This window comes from Psychrobacter okhotskensis (genome assembly GCF_965638355.1).
GTDB lineage: Bacteria > Pseudomonadota > Gammaproteobacteria > Pseudomonadales > Moraxellaceae > Psychrobacter > Psychrobacter okhotskensis.
In genome coordinates, this window is record NZ_OZ281822.1 from 2,074,469 (window position 1) to 2,096,014 (window position 21,546).

A 21,546-nucleotide genomic window follows, 5' to 3' on the forward strand; every position below is an offset into this window, starting at 1 on the left:
TGAAACTTTTTGCCCGACTTTATTTTATCATTGTACGTAGATTTTTTAGTCTGATTCACGCCATTCGTTAAATATCTAAAAAAAAGCACCTCTTAATAAAAGAAGTGCTGTTGTCTTTAGACATAATTTATTTAAACCAAGGATATTCATCATCCTTAAGTACCCGATAGTCACTATCGTATAGGGGTAGATCTCTTTTAGTTATACCATTGTCCAGATAGGCGACGATTTGACCGTCTATTATATCTATAACCAAAGCGGCAGGTCTTTTATCTTCTGCAAAATACTGTCTAAAGATATTAAATATCTCTACATCACCCTCAGGTTGTTCTCTTTGATCTGGATCGTTTTGAGTAACAATGATGTTGCCTCTATAACGCTTGCCCTCTCTTTTAAAGTATATTCGATACCATGCAGGGACTGTTTGTTTGTCAGTATAGACTGATAAATCAAGTTCAGGTTTTGCTATGAACGACATATTCCCATTTATTAAAAACTCAGTATAACCATGTAAGTCAAGCGTAGTGGCTAAATGCCAAGGAAACTTTTGGGTGTTAAACGCCTTCCATCTATCGTACGGAACAGTGCCATCAGCTCTTTGCACTTGAATATGCTCAGGTAGCTTGTCAGTAAAGCCTGCTAAATATTTTTCTTCACTTAATCCCTCAGGATTGAAGTGATTAGCCTCTGCGAAGTACTCCCATGAGATGTCCACTTCTTTAGCCTGAAACTGTGCCACTTCTTCTACTTGTGCCCAGCCAAGGCGCATAGAGACAAAACCACCAGGAGCTAAGGCGAAATGAATCTCCTTAAATTTTTCTGTTTTTAACTTGTTTTCTATATCCATACTTAATTTTCGATTAAACTCTCGTAGAATTATTTCTTTAGGTATTCTCGCTCTGACATGATAGTACTTACCTTCGGTAGGCGACAGCCAAGTTAGATTAATACCGTCAGGTAGCATCGATCCACCACCTGCTTGTGCCCCTGCTGATCGCCAACCGCCATTTGCGTGAGCTGTAAATCCTATTCTTGCGCCATTGTCGTACATCCAAAAGGATTCACCTGCCACCAGCTCTACTGGATAATGACGCGGTGCAAATATAAAGGTTTCCCATGGGGTCTTTTGCTCATTCATAAACTTATCCTTTATAGAGGTGGCTAAGGTTTTGCCCTGCGATGATAGACACGCCGATAATAAGAGAACGACAGCGGAGAGCGCGATTAATAGGATTGATTTCATGTGCTGTCTCTTTAGACTTCATATCGGTTACGATTAATTTGATAAACCTAGCTATCATTTGCTACTTTTGGCACACCGCTACTACAATTAAATTCAGTTGTTCCTACTGGTAGATTGTATTTCTTCCAGTAGCGACGTATCTCAGGTGTGGTCAGTGGTTTACCCTGACAGTCTTTAGGCAGGACTGTTTGAGCACCTTCGCATACATAGTATAAAGTACCCTTAGGCAAATTGTTTCTTATCCAAAATGCATTAGCTTTACTTTTAGCAACGCCATTAAAAGTTATTTCTCCAGTCATAGGATTTATCTCGTCAGTGCATTCGTTGACAATTTGACCTAGATCATTTTTTAGATAGTCTTTTTGCTCGCCAAAGAGTTGACCTGTAGGCGTAAAACACGCGGTTAAGCTTAAGGTGCAAATAGAGAGTGTAAATAGTTTTATTGATTTCATAGTAGCTCCTAGTTGTGAAAATTAACCATCAATGACTTCACGATAAAATTGGTTAGTTTCTGGATTAATTCTAGGTATACCAACTGAAATGACATCATCTTTGACACCTTGCCCAACCTTAGTCGACCATTCTAAATATTTATTAAACATTGTGTTTCTTAGGTTAACATCTTTCACGCTAACGTAAGGTTGTAAATTCTGATCGTTATTAACTATAGTAGCGTATATAGTCAGCTCAAAATAAAATTGTTATGGTTAGGACAAACATCATAAAACAATTTGGATAAGTCGTTTTCCATCCAGCCTTGGCGTAGAAACTTCACCTGAGCCCATTTCTTCTCAATAGGGTTCAAATCAGGGCTGTACGGCGGCAGCCATAGAATACGATGACCATGCCTATTCAGTAGCTTTTGAATACGCTTACTCTTATGAAATCTGGCATTATCCATCACAATCACGCATTTGGTTTTAAGACTTGGGATTAGCTTGTGTTTGCACCAGTGATAGAAGACGATGCTGTTGATGTTGTGCTTAAAGTAATCTAGGGCAAACAGCATCTTTTCATATAGAGCACCGATAACGTTGGTTCGCCTTTTACCTTGCCAGTTGTAGCTATCGATACAAGGCTCACCAATCGGTGCATAGCCATGAGAGCGAATGGTCTCGTGCTCAAAGCCGCGCGCGTATATATAGACAATGGGGTAGCCTTGCTGCTTAAAGTGCTCAAGCTTATTCTGATATATCGCTCTTTTGATCGGACAGGCTTTTGGATGTTCTAAAGTCTTTTTTTTGACTGATGCCTAGACGCTTTAGGGCATGATGAATGCCTGTTTTACTACAGTTTAGACGACGTGCTCGCTCATACTGGTAATCATCAGGATGTTCTTTGACATCATTAAGTAGCACATCATCTGGTATTTTATAGGGTTTGGTTTGCCTGGTTGTTTTACTATGAACACGCCGCTTCCAGTTTTGTATGGTGGTTGGGCTCAGATTATAAAACTCAGCTGCCTCGGCAAAGGTCATACCCTCGTCTAAGCTTTTTAGTACTTGTTTGCGAAAATCTAGCGAGTAAGTCATGGTCTTTATAATAACAATTGAATTTGATAATTAGTTTATAACACTTTTAGGTGGGATTGACTATATATTAATTAATCTAAGCTCTACACTTTCTGTAACATCAGAATTTACTTCAAAGTAGGCATTTTCGTACGATCGATTGGTAGGATCCGACTTTTTTATATTCTCGATTGAAGAGCTAACGATATCGTAAGTGAAAGATATTAACAACATGAAACCTAATAAAAGGATAACTCTCATAGTCATAAAGTCAGTTCCTTTTATTATGGATTGACTATATCTGTATCTGCTTTTAACGATGATTGAGTAGTATTCGTCCCTAACTTTGAGTTTATGTCATTGCCATTATGGACATCAGTTACAGGAAGTTGAACAGTAGGATCGCTACAAGCTTGTAGAGCCAATATAACTAGTATTTTTTTCATAAAATATAAATTTCTATCCAATATAATCTTCCAAGGCTTTAAAACGAAGCCCTATGCTTACTTATAATAGGCATAGTACTAATTTTAATAAAAAATCACTCTATATCAAGATAATCAATATCTTCACATGTTTCGATAAGATCTGCATCTATGCGTCGATACGCATAAGCTAATCTAGCCTGCTTTAACTCATTATCCCAAATACTTAGATGCTCAGACTCTATGCTTGAACAAGTATTTAAATAATCAGATTTGTTATCAGAATTTAGATCTAATCCAATCATTTTGCCGTTTTCAGTAAAAATCTTGATATCTTCATTTTTAAACACATAACCGTTTACCGTATATTGAAAATTCTCTGAAAATACCGCTGTATGCGTGTATTCTTGAGTATTAAAATATTCATTACATAAATTTATCTGATCTGGATTAACTTCAATACTTTGAAGTTTGATTATAGGCACTTCTGATGTATCTAAATCTAGAAAAAATCCTTTTTTTATATTTTCAGGATAGTTAATGCAAGCAAGCGTTTTATCATTCTCTTCTATTCCTATAGTATTGAAGCTCCCACCAATTGCATAGCTTTCACTATCTTTAAGTACAATAGTTTCCTTATTCAAGTTTTCTGGTAATACAGCAGTTTCTTCATTTACTTCTTCTTTTAACAATAAATCTGACTCCTTATCTACTGCTTCTAGTGTAATAGTTTCCTTATCTACTTCTTCTAACTGTGTGCAACCTATTATTAGACTTAATAACAATAATTTAACTACTACATATTTAAGCTTCATATTATCTTCCAGTTTGTGACCAATGCGGCTTGTCTTTACTTCCATACCAAATAACGGATACTTTCTTCCCAGCAGCAACTAAATCATTAAATTCATTTATCTTATATTTGTTACCATTTAAACTAATTGTCTTACCTGAATAGTTAGTGACTGTCATATCTACTGCAAGGCCTACATTATGGTTAGAATTAGATGGTTTTCCAACAGGGTTGCCTCCAATACCATAAGAAGCATGCATAGCTCTAGCAGCTTCAACAGCTTTACTCTTATTTCCACCATGAGTCCAATCAATATTGACACCAGGCCATGGAGGAACTTTTTCTGGACTAATTTTGCCTCTTTTTATATTAGTTGAATAGTACATTAGATAAGATCTTGCATCAGGACGATATGTAGTAGAAATACGAACTGAGATGTTAGCAGCTTTCAATGCACTAATAAATTTCTTAGCATTAGATTTAAACGGTTCTGATAAATCATCTAAACTTGTACTTGCTTTAAACCTGCTATGCCAATGTGCACCACTTGGATCTAACTTAGGCTTTTTAGCCTTATAAACATAAGCAACACCGTTTTTATCACTATTAGCGATGATAGTACCTTTCTTAATTTCCTTACCATTCTCGTTAACTATCACCGCAATGCTGATACCCACATCTGAATCATGCGTACGACCTCTTGTGCCATCACTACCAGTAGTAGAAGCATTTTTGCCATACTTAGTAGATTGAGTCCAATAAGTTAATCCTGATAAAGGCTTATCTGTTGCTTCATCTAAAAACTTAATCGTGATCTTTGCTTGTTTCGTCCTAACTTCATGTGTTGGGCCTTGTTGTGTTACTTTGTCATCGCGTATGACAGTGCCTTTATTAACTTCACTTGAAGTACTAGGTTTTGTAGAGCTGGGCTTTTGAGAGGGCGGCGTAGTTGAGGGCGCATTACTAGTGGAAGCAGAGCCTGTTGAACTGCTATTATTTTCAATCAGTTTATCAGTGCTGTATGTCCATTCAGTTGAGCCATCAGTGACAATATTACTGGTAAATTTATTTGCGGCTACATGAATGACTTTTAGTTGCTGTCCCGCCAGTGCTTTAACAGTGGCTATGCCTCTTGCATTGGCTTTTCTAATCTCAGAGGTACGCCCACGGTAGACGGTTTTAAACTCGTAATTAGGTACAGGCTTTTTGTTTTTATCAATGAATATAAGTTGTAGGGTTACGACAGGAACTTTAAGTACTTTGGTCTGTCCGTTCAAGTCTCCTGTCACTGGAAATGCCATGCTGTAGATTGATTGCTTTTTACCGCCGTCATCATCAAGATAAACACTGATAGATTGGCTAATATCAGCTTTTATACCTGACTCAATACCTGAGCTGTCAGTTCGATGCGGTTTGATATTGTTTTTATACTCAAGGTGGTAGGTTGCTTTTGGCAATGGTTTGCCCGTGTCTGCTTCTACTAGTTTTATGTTAAAGGTGACTTCATCAATTTTCTCATTATTATCGCTACCTTCACTGTGTTGATTTGATCCAATTGGTTCAACGCTATTGGTACTGCTATCGGTATCTTTACTTTCTTTAGTAGTTTGTAATTTTTCATGTTTTGATAGTTTGGAAGAATACTTGCTTTCACCTAGATATAATATCTCATAACCTTGTAGCTGATCTGCTTTTTGAATTATTGTTTCAACAAGATTGGCATCTATTTTTAACTGAATTTTTGCTTCTGGATGTCTGACTATTATGGGTAAATTACCATCTTTGTCTGTTTTATGAGTAACTACTATTTTACCCAAATTAAATGTACCCTTAAATTCAGAGCTGATTTCAACTTCTTTGTTAGGAATGCCAACTTTTTTAGCATCTACAATTTTCACGTATACTTTTCGTTTACAACAAGTTTGAAGGTTATAATGAGCAAATAGACTCATATATTTACCAACACTGGTTTTATTACCGTCAACTTTGTTAATTTTTCCATTTGATGTCAGAAAATCTACTACAGCATCATCACCTTTTAGGTGTCTAGCTGCAATGACTCCCGATTCTGTTACTTCAAAAGGATCAAGATCTTTCGCTTCTGTAATAGTTTTACCATAAAATTCATTTGCATTTATATTTCTCATATAGTTGCATAAGCGGTCAATCCAATATTGGATTGCTTTCAATTGTATTTCACCACTATTTCTAAAGACATCAAATGATGAAGCACCGTACTTATTAGTCCAATATTTATCTTTTTTGTTTCCCCAATCCTGATGTTCACCATTTCTAGTTTTGTCTTTTTTATAACAACCTACATCTTCTAGTGCTATCTCAGAAAATTGGAATAGCCCTACATAGTCCCAAGGGTTCAGCCTTCTAACAGATGCTGGATTGTCTACATACCCGCCTTCTTTGTTTTTACCCTTATAAGTATAAGAATAGCGTAGATCTGAGGATGATTCTTGTCTAGAAACCGCTCTAATGTAGCCGACTCTATCAGGAGTATAAGTAACATCTTTAACTGGTTTTACTAGTGAGCTCATATTACTTTTCCCCCGTTATTGATAACTGTTTTTTACAAGCATTAGGAGCGTAGCTATGATTTAGAGGATCTTGTTTATCAATATATTTTCGTAATAGCTCTTTAGTACGCTGCTCATTACCCGTTATATTATCTTTGATAAATGAACAACCATCGTATAGCATACCTGTCATATTATAATTGGTTGGATTAAAGATATAGAATACTTGCCCTATAGCACACTTATTATCGAAGCAAATCTCGTTGAATACATACTTTTTATTAGTGCTTATATCTTGTATATATACTCCTGCATTTTGAGAACCCAGTGCATAAAGTTCTTTTTTAGCAAGATCTATAGGGTTGACGAGTTTGGAAATCATTTTTTGAAAGGCTTTGTCGTATCTTTTATCATAATTAGGATTACTACCTTCTATCGTTGGCAATTTCTCATTCACCAGTTCAAATGGATAAGTAGTGAATTTCCCATCGCTATACTCATAATCTACATACCGAAAAGGAACTTCATCGATTGCCAGTTCTTTATTTAGTTTATCGATATAGCTCACTGAATCTGGTTCATTGGTTTGGTTGAAAGATTCGTTTACTTCTTCTTTTGGATTAGGAATCATCTTAAGCTGAACGCGTGGTATGCTATCTAAATAATTTTGATAATCTTCTTCGTTTGTGGTTTGAGCTACACTGATGAATGGTATAGTAAAGAGGAATATCGAAAAGAAGCATAGATTTTTATTGCTTAATAAGTACATAGGTTATCCTATAAATTTACTCTGTAAGAGGTCTAACAGCCAAAGTCGTCTTCATCATGTGCATGATTATCGCCACAATCTTCAAATAGGTCTTCAATAGAGCAATTATTGCACTCCATCTGATCTGATACATCAGTGACCTTAATCTCTCCTTTATGGTTCACGTTGCCAAGAATCTCTAGCTCAACCTTCTCAGCTTTATCTCCAAATACTCTTAATGTCTGACCCTCTTCATCAAGTTTACCCTCAAACTCTGTTCCTTTAGAGTGATTAATTAGCTTGTAACTGATGCCTTGGTCTATTAAATCTTGTGGCAGTAATTTTTTAAGATCAAATGCTTTACTAAACAACCCCGAAGTCGGCAAAGCAATTACTGGCGCATTAACCTTACCACCCATTACCAAACTCTTCTTCACCGCCTGAACCTTAATCTCCCCCGGACACACCAGCTTAATCCCGCTCTCATCAATCGTTAAGGACGCCCCGGCGCTGGTCTGAAACTGAATGCGTTTGGGGCTTGCGATGTTCACCTGTCCTGACTCGCTACCGATGGTCATGGATTGCTGGCTGTGCAGTTGCAGCTCACCGCCCTGTGCTTGTATCGCTAGTGGCTTTGTGTTGGCACTGATATGTAAACCCGATAACTGAGCTTGACCACCCACCCCTGCTAATGACTCAATACTATCTGCGGTGAGCGTATAGTTTCCTGCGACTACATCCGACTGCGTGCTGCCTGATTGGCGGACGATGGTCTTTGCGGTGGTTAGGGTGTTGCTGGCTGAGGTCAGAATTGTAGTGGTCAACTAATTTAGGACACCTGATAAGAGGTTTTGATTAAAGTAACGTCTTTCTGTTTCAGCTGGTGTTAAATAATTGTTGAAAGTGTGCGGTCTCACGGTTTGATAGTAGCCCCAGATATAATCACTAATGGCACTTTTAGCCTCAGCGATATTCTCATAACCGCCCTTTGGCATCCACTCTGTTTTGAAGCTTCTAAAGAAGCGCTCAGTTGGGGTGTAGTGGTCAACTAATTTAGGACACCTGATAAGAGGTTTTGATTAAAGTAACGTCTTTCTGTTTCAGCTGGTGTTAAATAATTGTTGAAAGTGTGCGGTCTCACGGTTTGATAGTAGCCCCAGATATAATCACTAATGGCACTTTTAGCCTCAGCGATATTCTCATAACCGCCCTTTGGCATCCACTCTGTTTTGAAGCTTCTAAAGAAGCGCTCAGTTGGGGCGTTATCCCAACAATTTCCACGACGGCTCATACTCTGTGTCATACCGTCGCAATCATCGATTGATTCAGCAAATTTCTTACTGGTGTAATGCGTGCCCTGATCTGAGTGAAATAACACACCACTTGGTTTGAGTCTCGTCTGATACGCCATTTTCAGAGCGTTACCTGTCAGAATACTATCGGGTGAGTCTGAGACACTAAAGCCCACCACACGACGGGCGTACAGGTCTAAAACAACGGCTAGGTAACACCAGCCGCCTTTAATGCGAATATAAGTGACATCGCCCGTCCAGACTTGGTTGGGCGCCGTTGGGCTAAATCTGCGTTTTAAAAGGTTGTCATGGGTTTTATGTTCCTGATCAGCGTGCTTGTATTTGTGGGTCTTGAGCTGGCAACTGACCAGTTTCATTTGCTTCATAATCTTGGCAGCTAAGTAACGCGTTAGCCTAATACTGTGCTCATTCCACAGGATGGCGACAATGGTGCGAGCCCCAGCTGATTGTTTGGAGTCATTGAATATTTGACGTATCAAGGCTTTGAGTTTGACACGTTCAATATCGATAGGCTTAGTCTGTGTGCCATAGTAGTAGCTGCTTTTAATGATGCCAAATAAGTCACATAGTCGGCGTTTACTGACGCTTTTGTCTTGCTCTGCAAGCTTGCTTATCAGCGATAGCCGTTCAGGCTGTCCAAGGCCAGCAGAGCAGAAGCCTTTTTTAATATGTCGCGCTCCATAGTGAGTCGCTTAACCTGCTTACGCAATTCTTGTAGCTCGCGCTGTTCATCCGTTAAAGCGTTGCCGACTTTAGGTGCTTGGCCATTCGTTTCTTGTCGATACTGACTCAGCCATTTCTGCAGGGTGGATTTGCCAATGCCAAGTGAGCTTGCTACATCAGGTATTTTACGCTTATGCTCAGTCACTAAGCTGATGGCTTCAAGCTTGAATTCTCGGGTATATTGATTGCGATTGTTGGTCATACTAGTTTCCTTCTTTGGGTTATTATAACCTCTTAGAAGCTGTCCAATTTTATTATGCCACTACAGTAGCTCGTCAACAGAGTCTGTACCAGACTGTACTGAAGACTTCTCGTAGCTATAGTCAAGTGGTGATAACTCATTCTCGTCTAGCGCACTGACTAAAGACCAATAGCCAAGCTCATCCACTGAGTCACCTGATACCCAATAGGTGGTGACCCCAATATCGGCAAGCAAGCCGGTAATAAAGTCATAATCGCTGACATCAGACTGCATACGCATAGCGAGCTGTGTGGTTAGTGGCTCTGATGAGAGTAGTTGCTCTGAGAGCTGCCAGTTAAAGTCGTAATCGCTAAGGATGCTGGTGATGATATCTAGGGTGGATTGATGGGTAAAGCTGCGAGTATGGATGGACTGGGTCAATTGCCAGTTAGGAGTGACAACATCAAGGGTGTAAAAGTGCATGGCCCCATCAGAATGTTGATAACGAATTGCCTGAATGACGCCTGTCCGACAAGTAGGCATCCGATCTGCAGATAGTGTGGTTAAACAGACAGTTGTGCTGATTAAAGATAGACATGCGTCGATATCTAAAAAACCATAACTGAACATTAGTATGTGACTAAAGGAGCTTTGATTGAGGCTACTTGTCCAGAAAAAGGCACTTGGATAAAGGAAGGTAGTTGCTAAAATGTCACTGCCAACGCTGAGTTGGTGTAGACGGGCAGTTTGTGAGGGCATAAAAGGGATTCTCATCATTACGACATTAAAAGCAAAACCGATAGATTACCAACAAAAGTTACTAGACTATCCTATGAAAAAAGTATAGGGTTTATTGAAATATTGTCAAGTATTAGTAACTATTGATACACTTATTAGGACATAAAAGTTTGATTTTAATTTCTATGCTATAGTTTGGTCTTTGTGTTTTCAGTGAAGTAATCGCTAATATTTTTGATGATTTGGAAGATTTAATAAATGAGTATTTACGCACAAAGACTGGCCTCTCAAATTGAATTCATTAAACAATGTGCTTTAATGAAAAAAGCGCCTACTCAAGATTTTGCTAAACACAGTGATTTCACTTGTACTGAAGAACAAACGATAGGCTTGCCAGGTATCAATCTGAACATCACCGACGATACCTCCGATGACGTTTGGCTTCGTTTAGAGCGATTGCGTGAAAACTCAGCACCTAAACCCAACAGCTCACTATTAGCACATTGGTTAACATTTCCAATAAAATTTGGCGATCAGCCTTTATTGAAAGAAAAAATCTATGTAAAAAACTTAATAGATGATGGTGTTATCGCTTATGAAGAAGCATTCACCCCGTTTGAAGTCGAGGACAACTATCAGGATGAGACATTAGAATTAGAAGTAGAAGTAGAATTATCAGAAAAAGAAGTTCATTTAAAAGATTTTTCTGAAAGAGAATCTTTACAAGATGAATTTAATGATTATCTCAAAAACATTTGGAAGCCTTGGCTAGTGCAAGAGAAGCTTGTACGCCAAAGTATTGCTCTATATGCAAAGTTATTTAAGCTCAATCAAATGCTACAAGGCAACCTAGCTGATGAATCGCTTGAGCTGGTTTGGGGTGTCGGTGTTGCTGTAAGAAAAAATACTGATAATGGACAGAATAGCGAGCAAATCAAGTATCCATTACTAACACAATCTGTAGAAATCGACTTAGATCAAAAGACAATGGCTCTACTTATAAAGCCCAACCCCTCTCCTTCTACGCTTGAGACTGAACCCTTCTCCATAGATGAGAATCAAGGTTTGGCCAATCTATTAAAAGACAGTAAAGCGTTTTATGAATCAGAGGATGTTTTATTAAATCCGTTCTTGCCAAGTAGCTATGAGCCTATTTTAAAATCAGCAGTGACCTTGCTTGATGCTTCCGGCGTTTATTGGCCTGACCATACCATTACAGATGAACGAAAAATACCTAAGGCGCAAAATCACCTTATCGTCACTGATACATGGGTCATTATGGCGCGCCCTAGAAGCAATAATATATTTTTGCAAGATTTAGATAAATTCGCCATTCAGCTTGAAAATAGCGATGACCTTCCTTTACCAAATGCTCTTATAGCAATGTTGACCGAGCCTGCTACAGAAAATAAAGAAATCATACTACCCGCTTATCGTGGTCTATCTATGGTCAGCGGCAGTGAAAATTATACAGGCACGCCAGCTGAGCTATATTTTCCTAAAGCATTCAATGATGAACAAGTACAAATCGTACAGCAACTAAATGTCCATGACGGCGTTGTCGTTCAAGGCCCTCCTGGTACAGGCAAGACGCATACTATTGCCAACGTTATTTGTCATTATTTAGCGCTGGGTAAACGCGTGTTAGTCACGTCGATGAAAGATCCTGCATTAAAGGTGCTGCAAGAAAAACTGCCTGAATCCATTCGCCCGCTAGCGGTTAGTCTACTGACCAGTGAAAACGAAGGTTTAAAACAGTTCGAATATACGATTAAAAAAATATCAAGTGAAGTATCTAGTATCAATCAAGATGCCTACAAAAAAGATATCGTCATGCTTGATAACCAAATCGATACCATTCATGCGCAACTGGCCAGTACTGACAATAAGATTACGGCTTGGGCGCGGTTAAATCTTGATGATATCGTTATAGATAGCGAAACCATCAAGCCCATAGATGCAGCGACTGAGGTTGCTCAAAACAGGCAGCTTATCGAAAGCTTTCTAGATACATTAGGCATAGAAGAGACATTTAAGCCTAAATTTACTCATGCCGATATGACTGAACTAGGAAAAATAAGAATAAAGCTCGGAAGCGATTTGGATTATCTTGATAAAGAAATACCTGCTGTTGCAGACTTCCCTTCTATCAATACCATAAAACAACTGCACAAGGATTTGAGTTATCTCAATGAGTCGCAGGAGGCTGAAAAGCAAGGAGCGCTACCAAGCTTAGCAAACGAAAACGATAGCACTATCAGCATGGCTCACGATGCTGCTTCTAATACCTCTCGTTTAATTGATCTTCTTCAAAAGATTGCAGTGGCTGGGCAGGATTGGACGACTCATATTCAGCAGAGCTTAGCTGATGAGACTAAGCAAGACATCATCGCTCATCTAACTGTACTCAACGATGAGATTAAGTCGCTTTTTAATGAGAGAACCATTTATTTAACCAAACCTATCACGATGGCTGATGGTTTTGATAAAAATCCAGAGCTTGTTGACGCGGTCAAAAACTTATCCGAAGGCAAGAAACCATTTGGTATCGCTGGGATTTTTGGTAAGTCTGCTGAGAAGAAAATCCTTGAAGCTATCACGATTGTCTCTTCGCAACCCTCAACTGTAGAAGACTGGCAATATATATCTAGCTATATAGACTTTAGAAAAAAATCTCAGGCGCTAATTATTCGTTGGAATGCATTATCAAATGACTTGTCTTTACCAATATTCGACATAGCACCTGATAACTTATCTAATTTGAATTCAGCCGTTCATTTATATGAAGACATTGTCGGTAGCAACAACCTACAACACATTATTAAACAAGCGTTACATGCTATTTTCTTGGGCTGGGATATCATTTCTACTGCACCTTATAATAAAGATGTTTTAGTTGAGATTGAGGGCGTTCTTAAAAAACACTTAAAGAGACATAAATTGGCAGAAAGTCTCACGCTAAAAGAAAATTTACTGAATAAGCTTACTAACTGTAATGGCGTCATTAGTGGACAAATAACGCTCTTTTTAAATCAGAGAATCGGTAATTTGTCGTTGTTAGATGAGGCATTAAGTACGGAGTGGGAAGAGCTACTCAATGAGCTACAGCGAGTAAATAATCTTGCAACAGACTTACAGACGGTCACTGCCGTTACTCAGCTTATCGAAGACAGTGGTGCGCCACTCTGGGCAAATCAATTACGCCATGAGCCTTGTCTTAATTCTCAAGAGTCATTGTCATCTGATGAACTACTTCCTGATAATTGGCAGCAGATTTGGCGTCTTAGCCGATTGATGGGCTTTATAGACAGTATAGATGGTCGCAAAGAGTTGGTTGATTTAACCAAAACTCGTAGCCACTTAGAGTCAGATTTGGCAAGACTCTATCAAGAAGCAATCACCAAAAGAGCATGGCTAAAAGTCGCTGAGAATGCGACGCCAAACGTTAGGGCGTCTTTAGAGAAATACCGCTCTGCCATCATGCGTATTGGTAAAGGGACAGGCAAAGGCGCACATTATTATCGCCGTGAAGCGCGTGAAGCCTCTGCGGGAGCAAGTGCGGCTATCCCTTGTTGGATTATGCCGCATTATCGTATTTCTGAATCCTTGCCAGCAGAGTTCGGAAGTTTTGACTTGGTTATCATTGATGAAGCGTCTCAGTCTGATTTAACAGCGTTACCAGCAATCATGAGAGCAAAGAAAGTTCTAATCGTTGGTGACGATAAGCAAGTGTCACCAGAAGGTGTTGGTCTCGATATCGAAAAAATTCGTAATTTAATGGCACAGTATTTGAGCAATCAAGTGCCTGTCTATCGCTCACAGATGTCACCTGATCGTTCAATATATGATTTATTTAAAGTCGTTTTTGCTGATAGCAGCGTCATGCTAAAAGAGCACTTTCGTAGTGTTGCGGCTATTATTGAGTTCTCAAAGCGTGAATTTTATAATCATGAGCTGATACCGCTGCGCAAAGCCAAACCTTCAGAGCGCTTAGATCCACCACTGATTGATGTATACGTTACCGACGGCTATCGCATTGAAAGCTCTAATATCAACCCTTCAGAAGTCAGATTTATTGTCGATGAAATCAAAACCATCGTTTCTGACCCAACTTGCAAAGGTAAAACCATCGGTGTTGTCTCATTATTAGGCAATAAGCAAGCGCATAGTATTATGGAGATACTCAATAAAGAATTAGATGAGGCGCTAATGACCGCTTTTGATATTGCCTGCGGTGACGCTAGAACCTTTCAGGGTAAAGAGCGCGATATCATGTTTTTGTCGTTGGTAGTGGCACCCGGAGCTGCCCATGCACAAACGAGAGACACTTTCGCCCAGCGGATGAATGTTGCTGCATCGAGGGCGCGCGATAGAATGTATTTGGTACGTAGTATTGAGTTGGATGAGCTTAGCCAAGCTGATCATTATCGAGCGGAGCTTATCAAACATTTTCAAGCACCATTCATGCAAGATGAAGAACAGGTCGCTGATTTGCGCGATAAGTGTGAGTCGCCTTTTGAAACAGAGGTCTTTGACATTCTCATTGAGAGAGGCTATCGAGTTATTCCGCAGGTTAAAGCTGGCGCCTATCGAATTGATATGGTTGTTGAAGGTGAAGAGGACAATAGCTTAGCTATCGAATGTGATGGTGATAGATATCATGGGCCTGATAAATGGGATAGTGATATGCAGCGCCAGCGTATTCTTGAACGTGCTGGCTGGAAATTCTGGCGCTGCTTTGCGTCCACTTTTGTCACTCGTAAAAAAGAAGTCATCCAAGATTTATTAGCAGAATTGGAACGCTTAGAGATTTATCCAATCACTACCGACACGGCACATAGCAGCTCGTATGTCGAATCTAGAATCGTCAATACGGTTGAAGAACCCATACTCGATATTGAAGCTGAGACCTAAACATTTATAGCCTGCTAGATACTCAGTTCATAGCGACTATCATAATTATCTTAAGAAAAATCCGTCTTTTATCAAAGCACGGATTTTTCTGTTCTTAACTATACTTAAACTTAAAGAATCACCATTCACTACAAGCCACTATTTTACCTAGCTTATTAATACAGACAGACGTACCATCACTTTTCTCTTCTATCTGCGCTGTACCATTATTAAAATTGAAATACGTTGCACCAAAAGAAGTAACGCTCATCCTCTGTACTTTATCGTCCGAGAACTTGAAAGGAATGACAGTTCTATTGGCACCATCTATGAAGCCCCAACGATTACCTTTACGCACGCCAGCGAGCTGCTCACTAAAAGGTCTTATTTCATCATAAATGAAAGGGACAGCAACAGCTCCCGTCTTGGTAACAAATCCCCATTTATCATCTTTAATTACACCGAGCAGACCTTCATGAAAACCATAGTGCCCACCCAAATGACCATCCAGACCGTCGTATTGCGGGGCAACAACTTCTTTACCGTTAGTGTCTATAAGACCCCATAACTCCGTATTAAAGTCATAAACAGGAGCCCTATCATTGCTAAAAGAATCCATCATGGCGTAGTTATTTTCAAAACTGAGAATAACTTTATTGTTAGTATCGATGACACCATATGCATCATCTTTTACAACGACAATTTTACCTTGATAAACAGGGTTTGCCCAAACCTCATTATATTTATCATTAGGATCTATTAAGTTGTCGTAAATAGTAGGTACGACCAGTTTACCTTGTTCGTTGATATAGCCGACTTGATCGTTTTTTAAAACAGGAAAAAATCCATCGCTGTACAACCACGCCTCAACTTTATCAAAATCTTTGAGACTAGCTGTTACTTTACCTTTTATATTGAGTAACGCTTGTGGGCGATAATTGTCATCATAGGCAACAAATAGATGCGTATTATCAGTACATTGAATATTTCTATAGTTACTCTTCGGCGGCATACAGTCCTCAGCAGCTAAAGCAGGCAAACTACTTATTGAAGCAATAATTGGGACTAATAAAGCTTTAGCTATTTGCTTATACAAAACCTAATACCTCGAAATACTATTACCGTGAATTTAATCGAACACTACCACCACACTGGATCATCATTCTCCTCTCTCACCTGTTTAGAAGCTTCGACGGTGACTTCATCGGCAGACAGCTCCGCGATAAATCTTGATGGCTTGTCAAAATACCCTGAATAACTGGCGAAGTAATCAGGCGCAGTCAGATACAGTCTGGTCTTGGCACGACTACAGGCGACATAAAATAATTTTCGTTCCTCTTCTAACTCCTCAAAGTCATCTAAAGAGCGATGATGCGGCGTGATGCCATCAACGAGTGAATTGACAAACACCACTGGCCACTCTAGCCCTTTAGCACTATGAATGGTCGAAATCGTCACTTTGTCTTTATCGTTTTCCTCAGGCTGACTGGTCGTTGCCACTGAGTCATTGGGCGGATCGAGCGCCAGATTTTCTAAGAAATTATCAAGACTGCTGTACTCTGTTGCTAAGTTTTTAAGCACACGAAAATCCTCGCTACGCTCACGCCAGTTCTCTTCAATCGTTTTTAAGACAGGAATATAAAACTCTAAAATACGCTCAATAATAGTCTCGACTGATTCTTCCTGACTTGCCTTAGTCAGAGTATGATACAAAGGCTCAAGTTGCTCACTTTTTTTGGCAAACTTTGCCGTCAGCAATGGTTCAAAAGAATTATTATCAGCATTAATCGCTTGAGTCAAACGCGTCGCAGTGACTGCCCCAACTCCTTGGAACAAGGTCAAAATTCGGTGCCATGCAATCGTATCATTGGGGTTATAAAGAATTTTTATAAAAGCTAAGACATCCTTGATATGGCGGCGCTCAACGAACTTAATACCCCCTACCACGATAAATGGAATATGACGCTCCATAAATTCTAACTGTACATAATTGGACTGAAAAGACGTACGGCACAGTACCGCAAAATCATTGTAATCCTGATCTGGCTTTAACTCGATAATCTTATCAGCAATAAACTTAGCTTCTTTCGTTTCATCACTCAGGCGGCTAAATATCGGTTTTTCGCCCGTTATAGTAGCGTTTGAATAGAGCTGTTTTTGATACCCCAAGGTGATTTGTGCGGACAAGGCATTGATATAATTTAAAACAGCAGGTGTACTGCGATAGTTTTGCTCCAGCTTAATGAGACTCGCCTCAGGATAGGTCTCACCGAACAGTAGAATATTTTCGTAATTTGCGCCGCGAAAAGCATAAATACTTTGGTTGTCATCCCCGACCACCATCAGCGATACTGACTTAGGCTCACAAATCAAATCTATCAGCTGCTTTTGCGGGATATTAGTATCTTGATATTCATCGACCATGATGTAGCGATATTGGTTTTGTAGTAATTGTCTAAATGTGTCATTGGTCTTTAAATGGCGCACGACTTGGCTAATGATGTCATCAAAATCATAGAGATGATTGGCGCGTTTATACTCGTGAAAGTCGACAGCCAACTGCTCGATAATGGGAATATGAATAGCGATATCAGGATAATTATCTTCGATCAAATTACGAATAGGAATGCGCCGATTTCTAGAGGTTGAAAAGATATTTTGTAAGGTCTTCTTGCGTGGAAAAGCTTGGCTTTTGGTTTGCGCAGGATACTTTTTTTCTTTATGAATTAAATCGATCGCATCCTCGCTATCGCCTGTATCCAAGATAGTAAATCGTGGGTTGATACCGAGCAGCCCTGAATACTGACGCAATAGCATATTGCAGAATGAGTGAAAGGTACCACTAGTGATGTCGTTTAGCGCTTTGCTGGTCGGTAGTATATCTTCTGATAATTCATCATCAGACAAAGTATTATTTAGCAGTGTCTTAGCTCGACTCTTAATCTCATTCGCCGCTTTACGAGTAAAGGTCAGTAGCAAAATGCTTTTGGGTGTCACTCCGTTTTCTAGTAAATAGCTGGTACGATACGTCAATGTTTTGGTCTTACCAGAGCCAGCACCGGCGATGACCAATACCTTGCCATCGATAGTAGTGGCTGCTAACAATTGATCCGGATTCAGCTCACTGGCGTAATCTACTTTTAAGCCTAAATCACTATTTAACCTTTGCTTCAGCAGCGCAACATTGGCAGCATCGTCGGCGTCGATTAGATTTGCCTCTAGCTTTTTAATCGCTTTTTCAAGACGCGCAAGTTTAGGCTTAATCTCCATAAAGTTCTGCGGATAGTGATAGCGGTGCGTGTCAAAAATAGTGGATGTCATTATAGGAATTTGCCTTTCATTTTATGTTAGCCGCTTTTATCTGTATAAAGCACCTAATACGCAGCAGTTCAGAGATGTAGCTAAGGGATTTTAGTGTTAATAGTTAAGATTGTTAGTAAAGTTTAGCGAGTTATAGGTACTCACCTTCAATGCGCTTGTCAGCTAAATTATTATTTTATAGTACAGCTTACCATAATTGATAAAACAGCAAAATTGCTGGCGATGACTCTGAAAGACTCGGACAAAATCTCAGTATACCGCACAACAACCTCACCCCTATTCCGGTAAATTTGCTACAATATGCCCAATTTTGATTTATCATTTAACCAAACTTTATACCAACTGATTTTATTCATATATTGAGAGCATGTTATGGGTTTTAATTGCGGCATCGTCGGCCTACCAAACGTGGGTAAATCTACCTTGTTTAACGCCTTGACCAAAGCGGGTATCGCCGCTGAAAACTTTCCGTTTTGTACCAAAGATCCCAACACGGGTATCGTGCCAGTACCAGACCCACGCCTAAAGAAATTGGCTGACATCGTCAATCCTGAACGCGTACTACCGACGACGATGGAGTTTGTGGATATCGCGGGTCTAGTTGCAGGCGCGTCAAAAGGCGAAGGCATGGGTAACCAGTTCCTAGCCAACATTCGTGAGACCGATGCGATTGCGCACGTAGTACGCTGCTTTGATGATGACAACGTCGTCCACGTCGATGGTCGCGTCAGCCCTATTGATGACATCGAAACCATCAATACTGAATTAGCTTTGGCGGATTTAGAAGCAGTGGAACGTGCCATTCACAACCAGACTAAAAAGGCTAAAGGCGGTGATAAAGATGCGCAGGCCCTACTTGATATATTCAAAAAGGTTGAACCTTTGCTAGCAGAAGGGAAAGCGGCTCGCGCGGCCAATCTTGACGCGGATGAGAAAAAACTCATCAGAAGCTATGGTTTAATTACCCTAAAACCAACCATGTATATCGCTAACGTCTCTGAGGATGGTTTTGAAAACAATCCTTATCTAGATGCAGTACGCAACTACGCGACTGGCGAAGATTCCATCGTTATTGCGCTATGCAACCAAATCGAATCTGAAATTGCCCAGCTTGATGAAGATGATAAAAAAGACTTCCTAGCTGAGATGGACATGGAAGAAGCTGGCCTTGACCAAGTCATTCGTGGCGGTTATGACCTGCTCGATATGCAGACTTACTTCACTGCGGGCGTCAAAGAAGTTCGCGCTTGGACAGTCGCTGTTGGTGCAACCGCGCCACAAGCCGCTGGTGTGATTCATACCGACTTTGAACGTGGCTTTATCCGCGCTGAAGTGATTGCGTATGACGACTTTATCGAGTATGGCGGTGAAAAAGGTGCCGCGGCGGCTGGTAAGTCGCGCTTGGAAGGCAAAACCTACATCGTGCAAGATGGCGATGTGATGCATTTCCGTTTTAACGTCTAACTTTCAAAGTTCAATAAAGCAAATGGCGTGTTTACACAGTCTTAGTACAGAACAACCAAAAGTCAGCCTTTGTGCTGGCTTTTTTTATTATAATAACGTCTGTTATCTGCAAAAAGCAGCAAATCCGCTGAAAGCATTTAAAAATAATGATAAAAATAACGGACTATAAATTATGACGGCTTATGTTAAACAACCGCTTAATCCTAGTACACATTGGGCAAAATTATTTAGTGCGCAGCGGCTGGGCAGCCATAAAAAAGCACCTGCACAAGACAGCGTGCGCTCCTCTTTTCACAAAGACTATGACCGACTGGTGTTTTCGCACTCATTTCGGCAGCTCAATCAAAAAACTCAAGTCCATCCATTAACCAATCAGCTCGGTATTCATACGCGTCTAACCCATTCGCTTGAGGTCTCTTGTATTGGACGCTCATTAGGAATGATGGCAGCAGAAAAACTGCATGACAAACTAGCCAATGGTCTACCAGCAGGCGTGTTACCAGCCGATGTCGGTGTCATTGTTCAAGCAGCTTGCCTCGCTCACGATATTGGTAATCCGCCTTTTGGGCATGCAGGAGAATACGCCATTCGTGATTGGTTTATGCATCCTGACCGTCAGGCTATTTTGCAAAACCTCAGTAATAATGAGCAATTAGACTTATTGGCATACGAAGGCAATGCACAAGGATTTCGGCTACTCGCCCGCAATGAGCATCATCCCGATAAGGGCGGTATGCGCTTAACTTGTGCGACGTTGGGTGCTTTTATGAAATACCCTTGGCTAGCAACACACAGCAATCATTTCTCTGAAAGCACTTCCCCAAGTAATTCGCTCACCAATGTACAAAAATTTGGCTGCTTTTATAGTGAAGCCTCTCAGTTAGAAGAATTGGCAGCGTGTCTGAGCCTACCACGGTCGCAGCAACATGATGGTTTTGCGCGCCATCCCCTCGCCTATTTATTGGAGGCTGCAGATGATATCTGCTACGCGCTGATAGATTTGGAGGATGGTATCAATCTGAATATGCTAACCTATAGCGAGGTCGCCACGATATTTTATGAGTTGATTGGTGAGCGTCCTAGTAGCGTGAGCTTGCCAGCGCATATGTCTGTCAGGCAAAGCCTAGCATCATTGCGAGCACGTGCTATGATGCGCTTGGTCAACACTGTCACCGACGCTTTTGTCGCTAATAGCGAGGCCTTGCTGGCTGGTACACTGCAAGGCAGCCTATTTGCACATTGTGATGCAAATGTGCAAAATGGTATTAATCAAGCCAAACAATTGGCCCGTGAGCAAATATTCAATCACCCAAGCAAAGTGCGAATGGAATTGATGGCGAACCAATGCTTACATCGCCTATTAGATGCCTTTATACCATTGGCTTGGACAAACGCAAAAACTGCGCCAATATCCTTTGAGCAGCAGCGCCTACAAAAACTGCTACAACCGTATCTCGACGAGCATCGACGGGTACTATCCGATAATATCTATCACAATATTTTAAATATATTGGACTTTATTACTGGCATGAATGACCATGAGGCGTATAGATTGGCGCAGGAACTACAAGGTCACTGGGGCACAATGGTTTAGACTAAGGGTTTAGACTAAGGGTTTAAAAGACCAGTGCAGGTCTAGTAAATTTACACTCATTGCCTATTTCA

The 21,546-nt window shown here is 40.2% G+C and carries 16 protein-coding genes; 3 read left to right on the forward strand and 13 right to left on the reverse strand.

The window, feature by feature from the left end:
- Positions 1-127: 127 nt before the first annotated feature.
- From ACSUPM_RS08625 to ACSUPM_RS08675, 11 genes are all read right to left on the reverse strand, one after another.
- Positions 128-1,138 (reverse strand): DUF2931 family protein, encoded by a 1,011-nt coding sequence (locus ACSUPM_RS08625; protein ID WP_227693146.1) that lies wholly within the window; start codon positions 1,136-1,138, stop codon positions 128-130.
- A 152-nt stretch (positions 1,139-1,290) separates the two neighbouring features.
- The gene (locus tag ACSUPM_RS08630; RefSeq protein ID WP_025653323.1) at positions 1,291-1,695 is read right to left on the reverse strand and encodes a hypothetical protein; all 405 of its coding nucleotides are present in this window, start codon (positions 1,693-1,695) and stop codon (positions 1,291-1,293) included.
- 230 nt (positions 1,696-1,925) lie between these two features.
- Entirely contained in the window at positions 1,926-2,450 is a 525-nt protein-coding gene (locus ACSUPM_RS08635; protein WP_198015461.1) for a transposase, read from the reverse strand.
- A complete protein-coding gene (locus tag ACSUPM_RS08640; RefSeq protein ID WP_025653320.1) occupies positions 2,425-2,775 on the reverse strand; it encodes an IS630 transposase-related protein in 351 nt (116 codons plus the stop codon). Before ACSUPM_RS08640 ends, ACSUPM_RS08635 begins: the two co-directional genes overlap by 26 nt.
- 520 nt (positions 2,776-3,295) lie before the next feature.
- Positions 3,296-4,039 carry a hypothetical protein gene (locus tag ACSUPM_RS08645; RefSeq protein ID WP_156915677.1) on the reverse strand — a complete coding sequence of 248 codons (744 nt, stop codon included), beginning with the start codon at positions 4,037-4,039 and terminating at the stop codon, positions 3,296-3,298.
- Positions 3,996-6,521 carry a hypothetical protein gene (locus ACSUPM_RS08650; RefSeq protein ID WP_025653317.1) on the reverse strand — a complete coding sequence of 842 codons (2,526 nt, stop codon included), beginning with the start codon at positions 6,519-6,521 and terminating at the stop codon, positions 3,996-3,998. The genes ACSUPM_RS08645 and ACSUPM_RS08650 overlap by 44 nt, the downstream gene beginning before the upstream one ends.
- Before the next feature lies 1 nt (position 6,522).
- The gene (locus ACSUPM_RS08655; protein WP_025653316.1) at positions 6,523-7,269 is read right to left on the reverse strand and encodes a hypothetical protein; all 747 of its coding nucleotides are present in this window, start codon (positions 7,267-7,269) and stop codon (positions 6,523-6,525) included.
- Positions 7,270-7,301: 32 nt separating this feature from the next.
- Positions 7,302-8,072: a DUF2345 domain-containing protein gene (locus ACSUPM_RS08660; RefSeq protein ID WP_201584470.1), complete on the reverse strand. Its 771-nt coding sequence runs from the start codon at positions 8,070-8,072 to the stop codon at positions 7,302-7,304.
- Positions 8,073-8,243 (reverse strand): hypothetical protein, encoded by a 171-nt coding sequence (locus ACSUPM_RS08665; RefSeq protein ID WP_436879850.1) that lies wholly within the window; start codon positions 8,241-8,243, stop codon positions 8,073-8,075.
- Between the two features lie 53 nt (positions 8,244-8,296).
- Positions 8,297-9,486 (reverse strand): IS3 family transposase gene (locus ACSUPM_RS08670; protein ID WP_101210725.1). Its coding sequence is split into 2 segments (ribosomal slippage): positions 8,297-9,228 and positions 9,228-9,486, totalling 1,191 coding nucleotides; the frame shifts between segments, so codons are not numbered across the junction.
- A 60-nt stretch (positions 9,487-9,546) separates the two neighbouring features.
- Positions 9,547-10,008 (reverse strand): contractile injection system protein, VgrG/Pvc8 family, encoded by a 462-nt coding sequence (locus tag ACSUPM_RS08675; RefSeq protein WP_436879851.1) that lies wholly within the window; start codon positions 10,006-10,008, stop codon positions 9,547-9,549.
- A 453-nt stretch (positions 10,009-10,461) separates the two neighbouring features.
- On the opposite strand from ACSUPM_RS08675, the gene ACSUPM_RS08680 reads away from it, so the two are divergent.
- Positions 10,462-15,117, forward strand: a complete 4,656-nt coding sequence (locus ACSUPM_RS08680) for an AAA domain-containing protein (protein WP_201567817.1) — start codon at positions 10,462-10,464, stop codon at positions 15,115-15,117.
- Between the two features lie 118 nt (positions 15,118-15,235).
- On the opposite strand, the gene ACSUPM_RS08685 is transcribed toward ACSUPM_RS08680, so the two are convergent.
- Both ACSUPM_RS08685 and ACSUPM_RS08690 read right to left on the reverse strand, forming a co-directional pair.
- Positions 15,236-16,192 (reverse strand): WG repeat-containing protein, encoded by a 957-nt coding sequence (locus tag ACSUPM_RS08685; protein ID WP_025650814.1) that lies wholly within the window; start codon positions 16,190-16,192, stop codon positions 15,236-15,238.
- Between the two features lie 44 nt (positions 16,193-16,236).
- Positions 16,237-18,417 (reverse strand): ATP-dependent helicase, encoded by a 2,181-nt coding sequence (locus ACSUPM_RS08690; protein WP_350588260.1) that lies wholly within the window; start codon positions 18,415-18,417, stop codon positions 16,237-16,239.
- A gap of 372 nt (positions 18,418-18,789) precedes the next feature.
- Here ACSUPM_RS08690 and ychF point away from each other — a divergent pair, with 372 nt between their 5' ends.
- Positions 18,790-19,881, forward strand: coding sequence for a redox-regulated ATPase YchF (ychF, locus tag ACSUPM_RS08695; RefSeq protein WP_101210872.1), 1,092 nt, complete (start codon positions 18,790-18,792; stop codon positions 19,879-19,881).
- A gap of 172 nt (positions 19,882-20,053) precedes the next feature.
- Positions 20,054-21,475, forward strand: coding sequence for a deoxyguanosinetriphosphate triphosphohydrolase (locus ACSUPM_RS08700; RefSeq protein ID WP_352288617.1), 1,422 nt, complete (start codon positions 20,054-20,056; stop codon positions 21,473-21,475).
- The last annotated feature ends 71 nt before the right edge of the window (positions 21,476-21,546 follow it).

Excerpts from the sequence above, each read along its gene's own strand:
- ACSUPM_RS08625 (WP_227693146.1), bottom strand. The coding sequence starts at position 1,138 with ATGAATGAGCAAAAGACCCCATGGGAAACCTTTATATTTGCACCGCGT.
- ACSUPM_RS08630 (WP_025653323.1), bottom strand. The coding sequence starts at position 1,695 with ATGAAATCAATAAAACTATTTACACTCTCTATTTGCACCTTAAGCTTA.
- ACSUPM_RS08640 (WP_025653320.1), bottom strand. The coding sequence starts at position 2,775 with ATGACTTACTCGCTAGATTTTCGCAAACAAGTACTAAAAAGCTTAGAC.
- ACSUPM_RS08645 (WP_156915677.1), bottom strand. The coding sequence starts at position 4,039 with ATGGAAGTAAAGACAAGCCGCATTGGTCACAAACTGGAAGATAATATG.
- ACSUPM_RS08650 (WP_025653317.1), bottom strand. The coding sequence starts at position 6,521 with ATGAGCTCACTAGTAAAACCAGTTAAAGATGTTACTTATACTCCTGAT.
- ACSUPM_RS08655 (WP_025653316.1), bottom strand. The coding sequence starts at position 7,269 with ATGTACTTATTAAGCAATAAAAATCTATGCTTCTTTTCGATATTCCTC.
- ACSUPM_RS08665 (WP_436879850.1), bottom strand. The coding sequence starts at position 8,243 with ATGCCAAAGGGCGGTTATGAGAATATCGCTGAGGCTAAAAGTGCCATT.
- ACSUPM_RS08675 (WP_436879851.1), bottom strand. The coding sequence starts at position 10,008 with ATGCCTACTTGTCGGACAGGCGTCATTCAGGCAATTCGTTATCAACAT.
- ACSUPM_RS08680 (WP_201567817.1), top strand. The coding sequence starts at position 10,462 with ATGAGTATTTACGCACAAAGACTGGCCTCTCAAATTGAATTCATTAAA.
- ACSUPM_RS08690 (WP_350588260.1), bottom strand. The coding sequence starts at position 18,417 with ATGACATCCACTATTTTTGACACGCACCGCTATCACTATCCGCAGAAC.
- ychF (WP_101210872.1), top strand. The coding sequence starts at position 18,790 with ATGGGTTTTAATTGCGGCATCGTCGGCCTACCAAACGTGGGTAAATCT.
- ACSUPM_RS08700 (WP_352288617.1), top strand. The coding sequence starts at position 20,054 with ATGACGGCTTATGTTAAACAACCGCTTAATCCTAGTACACATTGGGCA.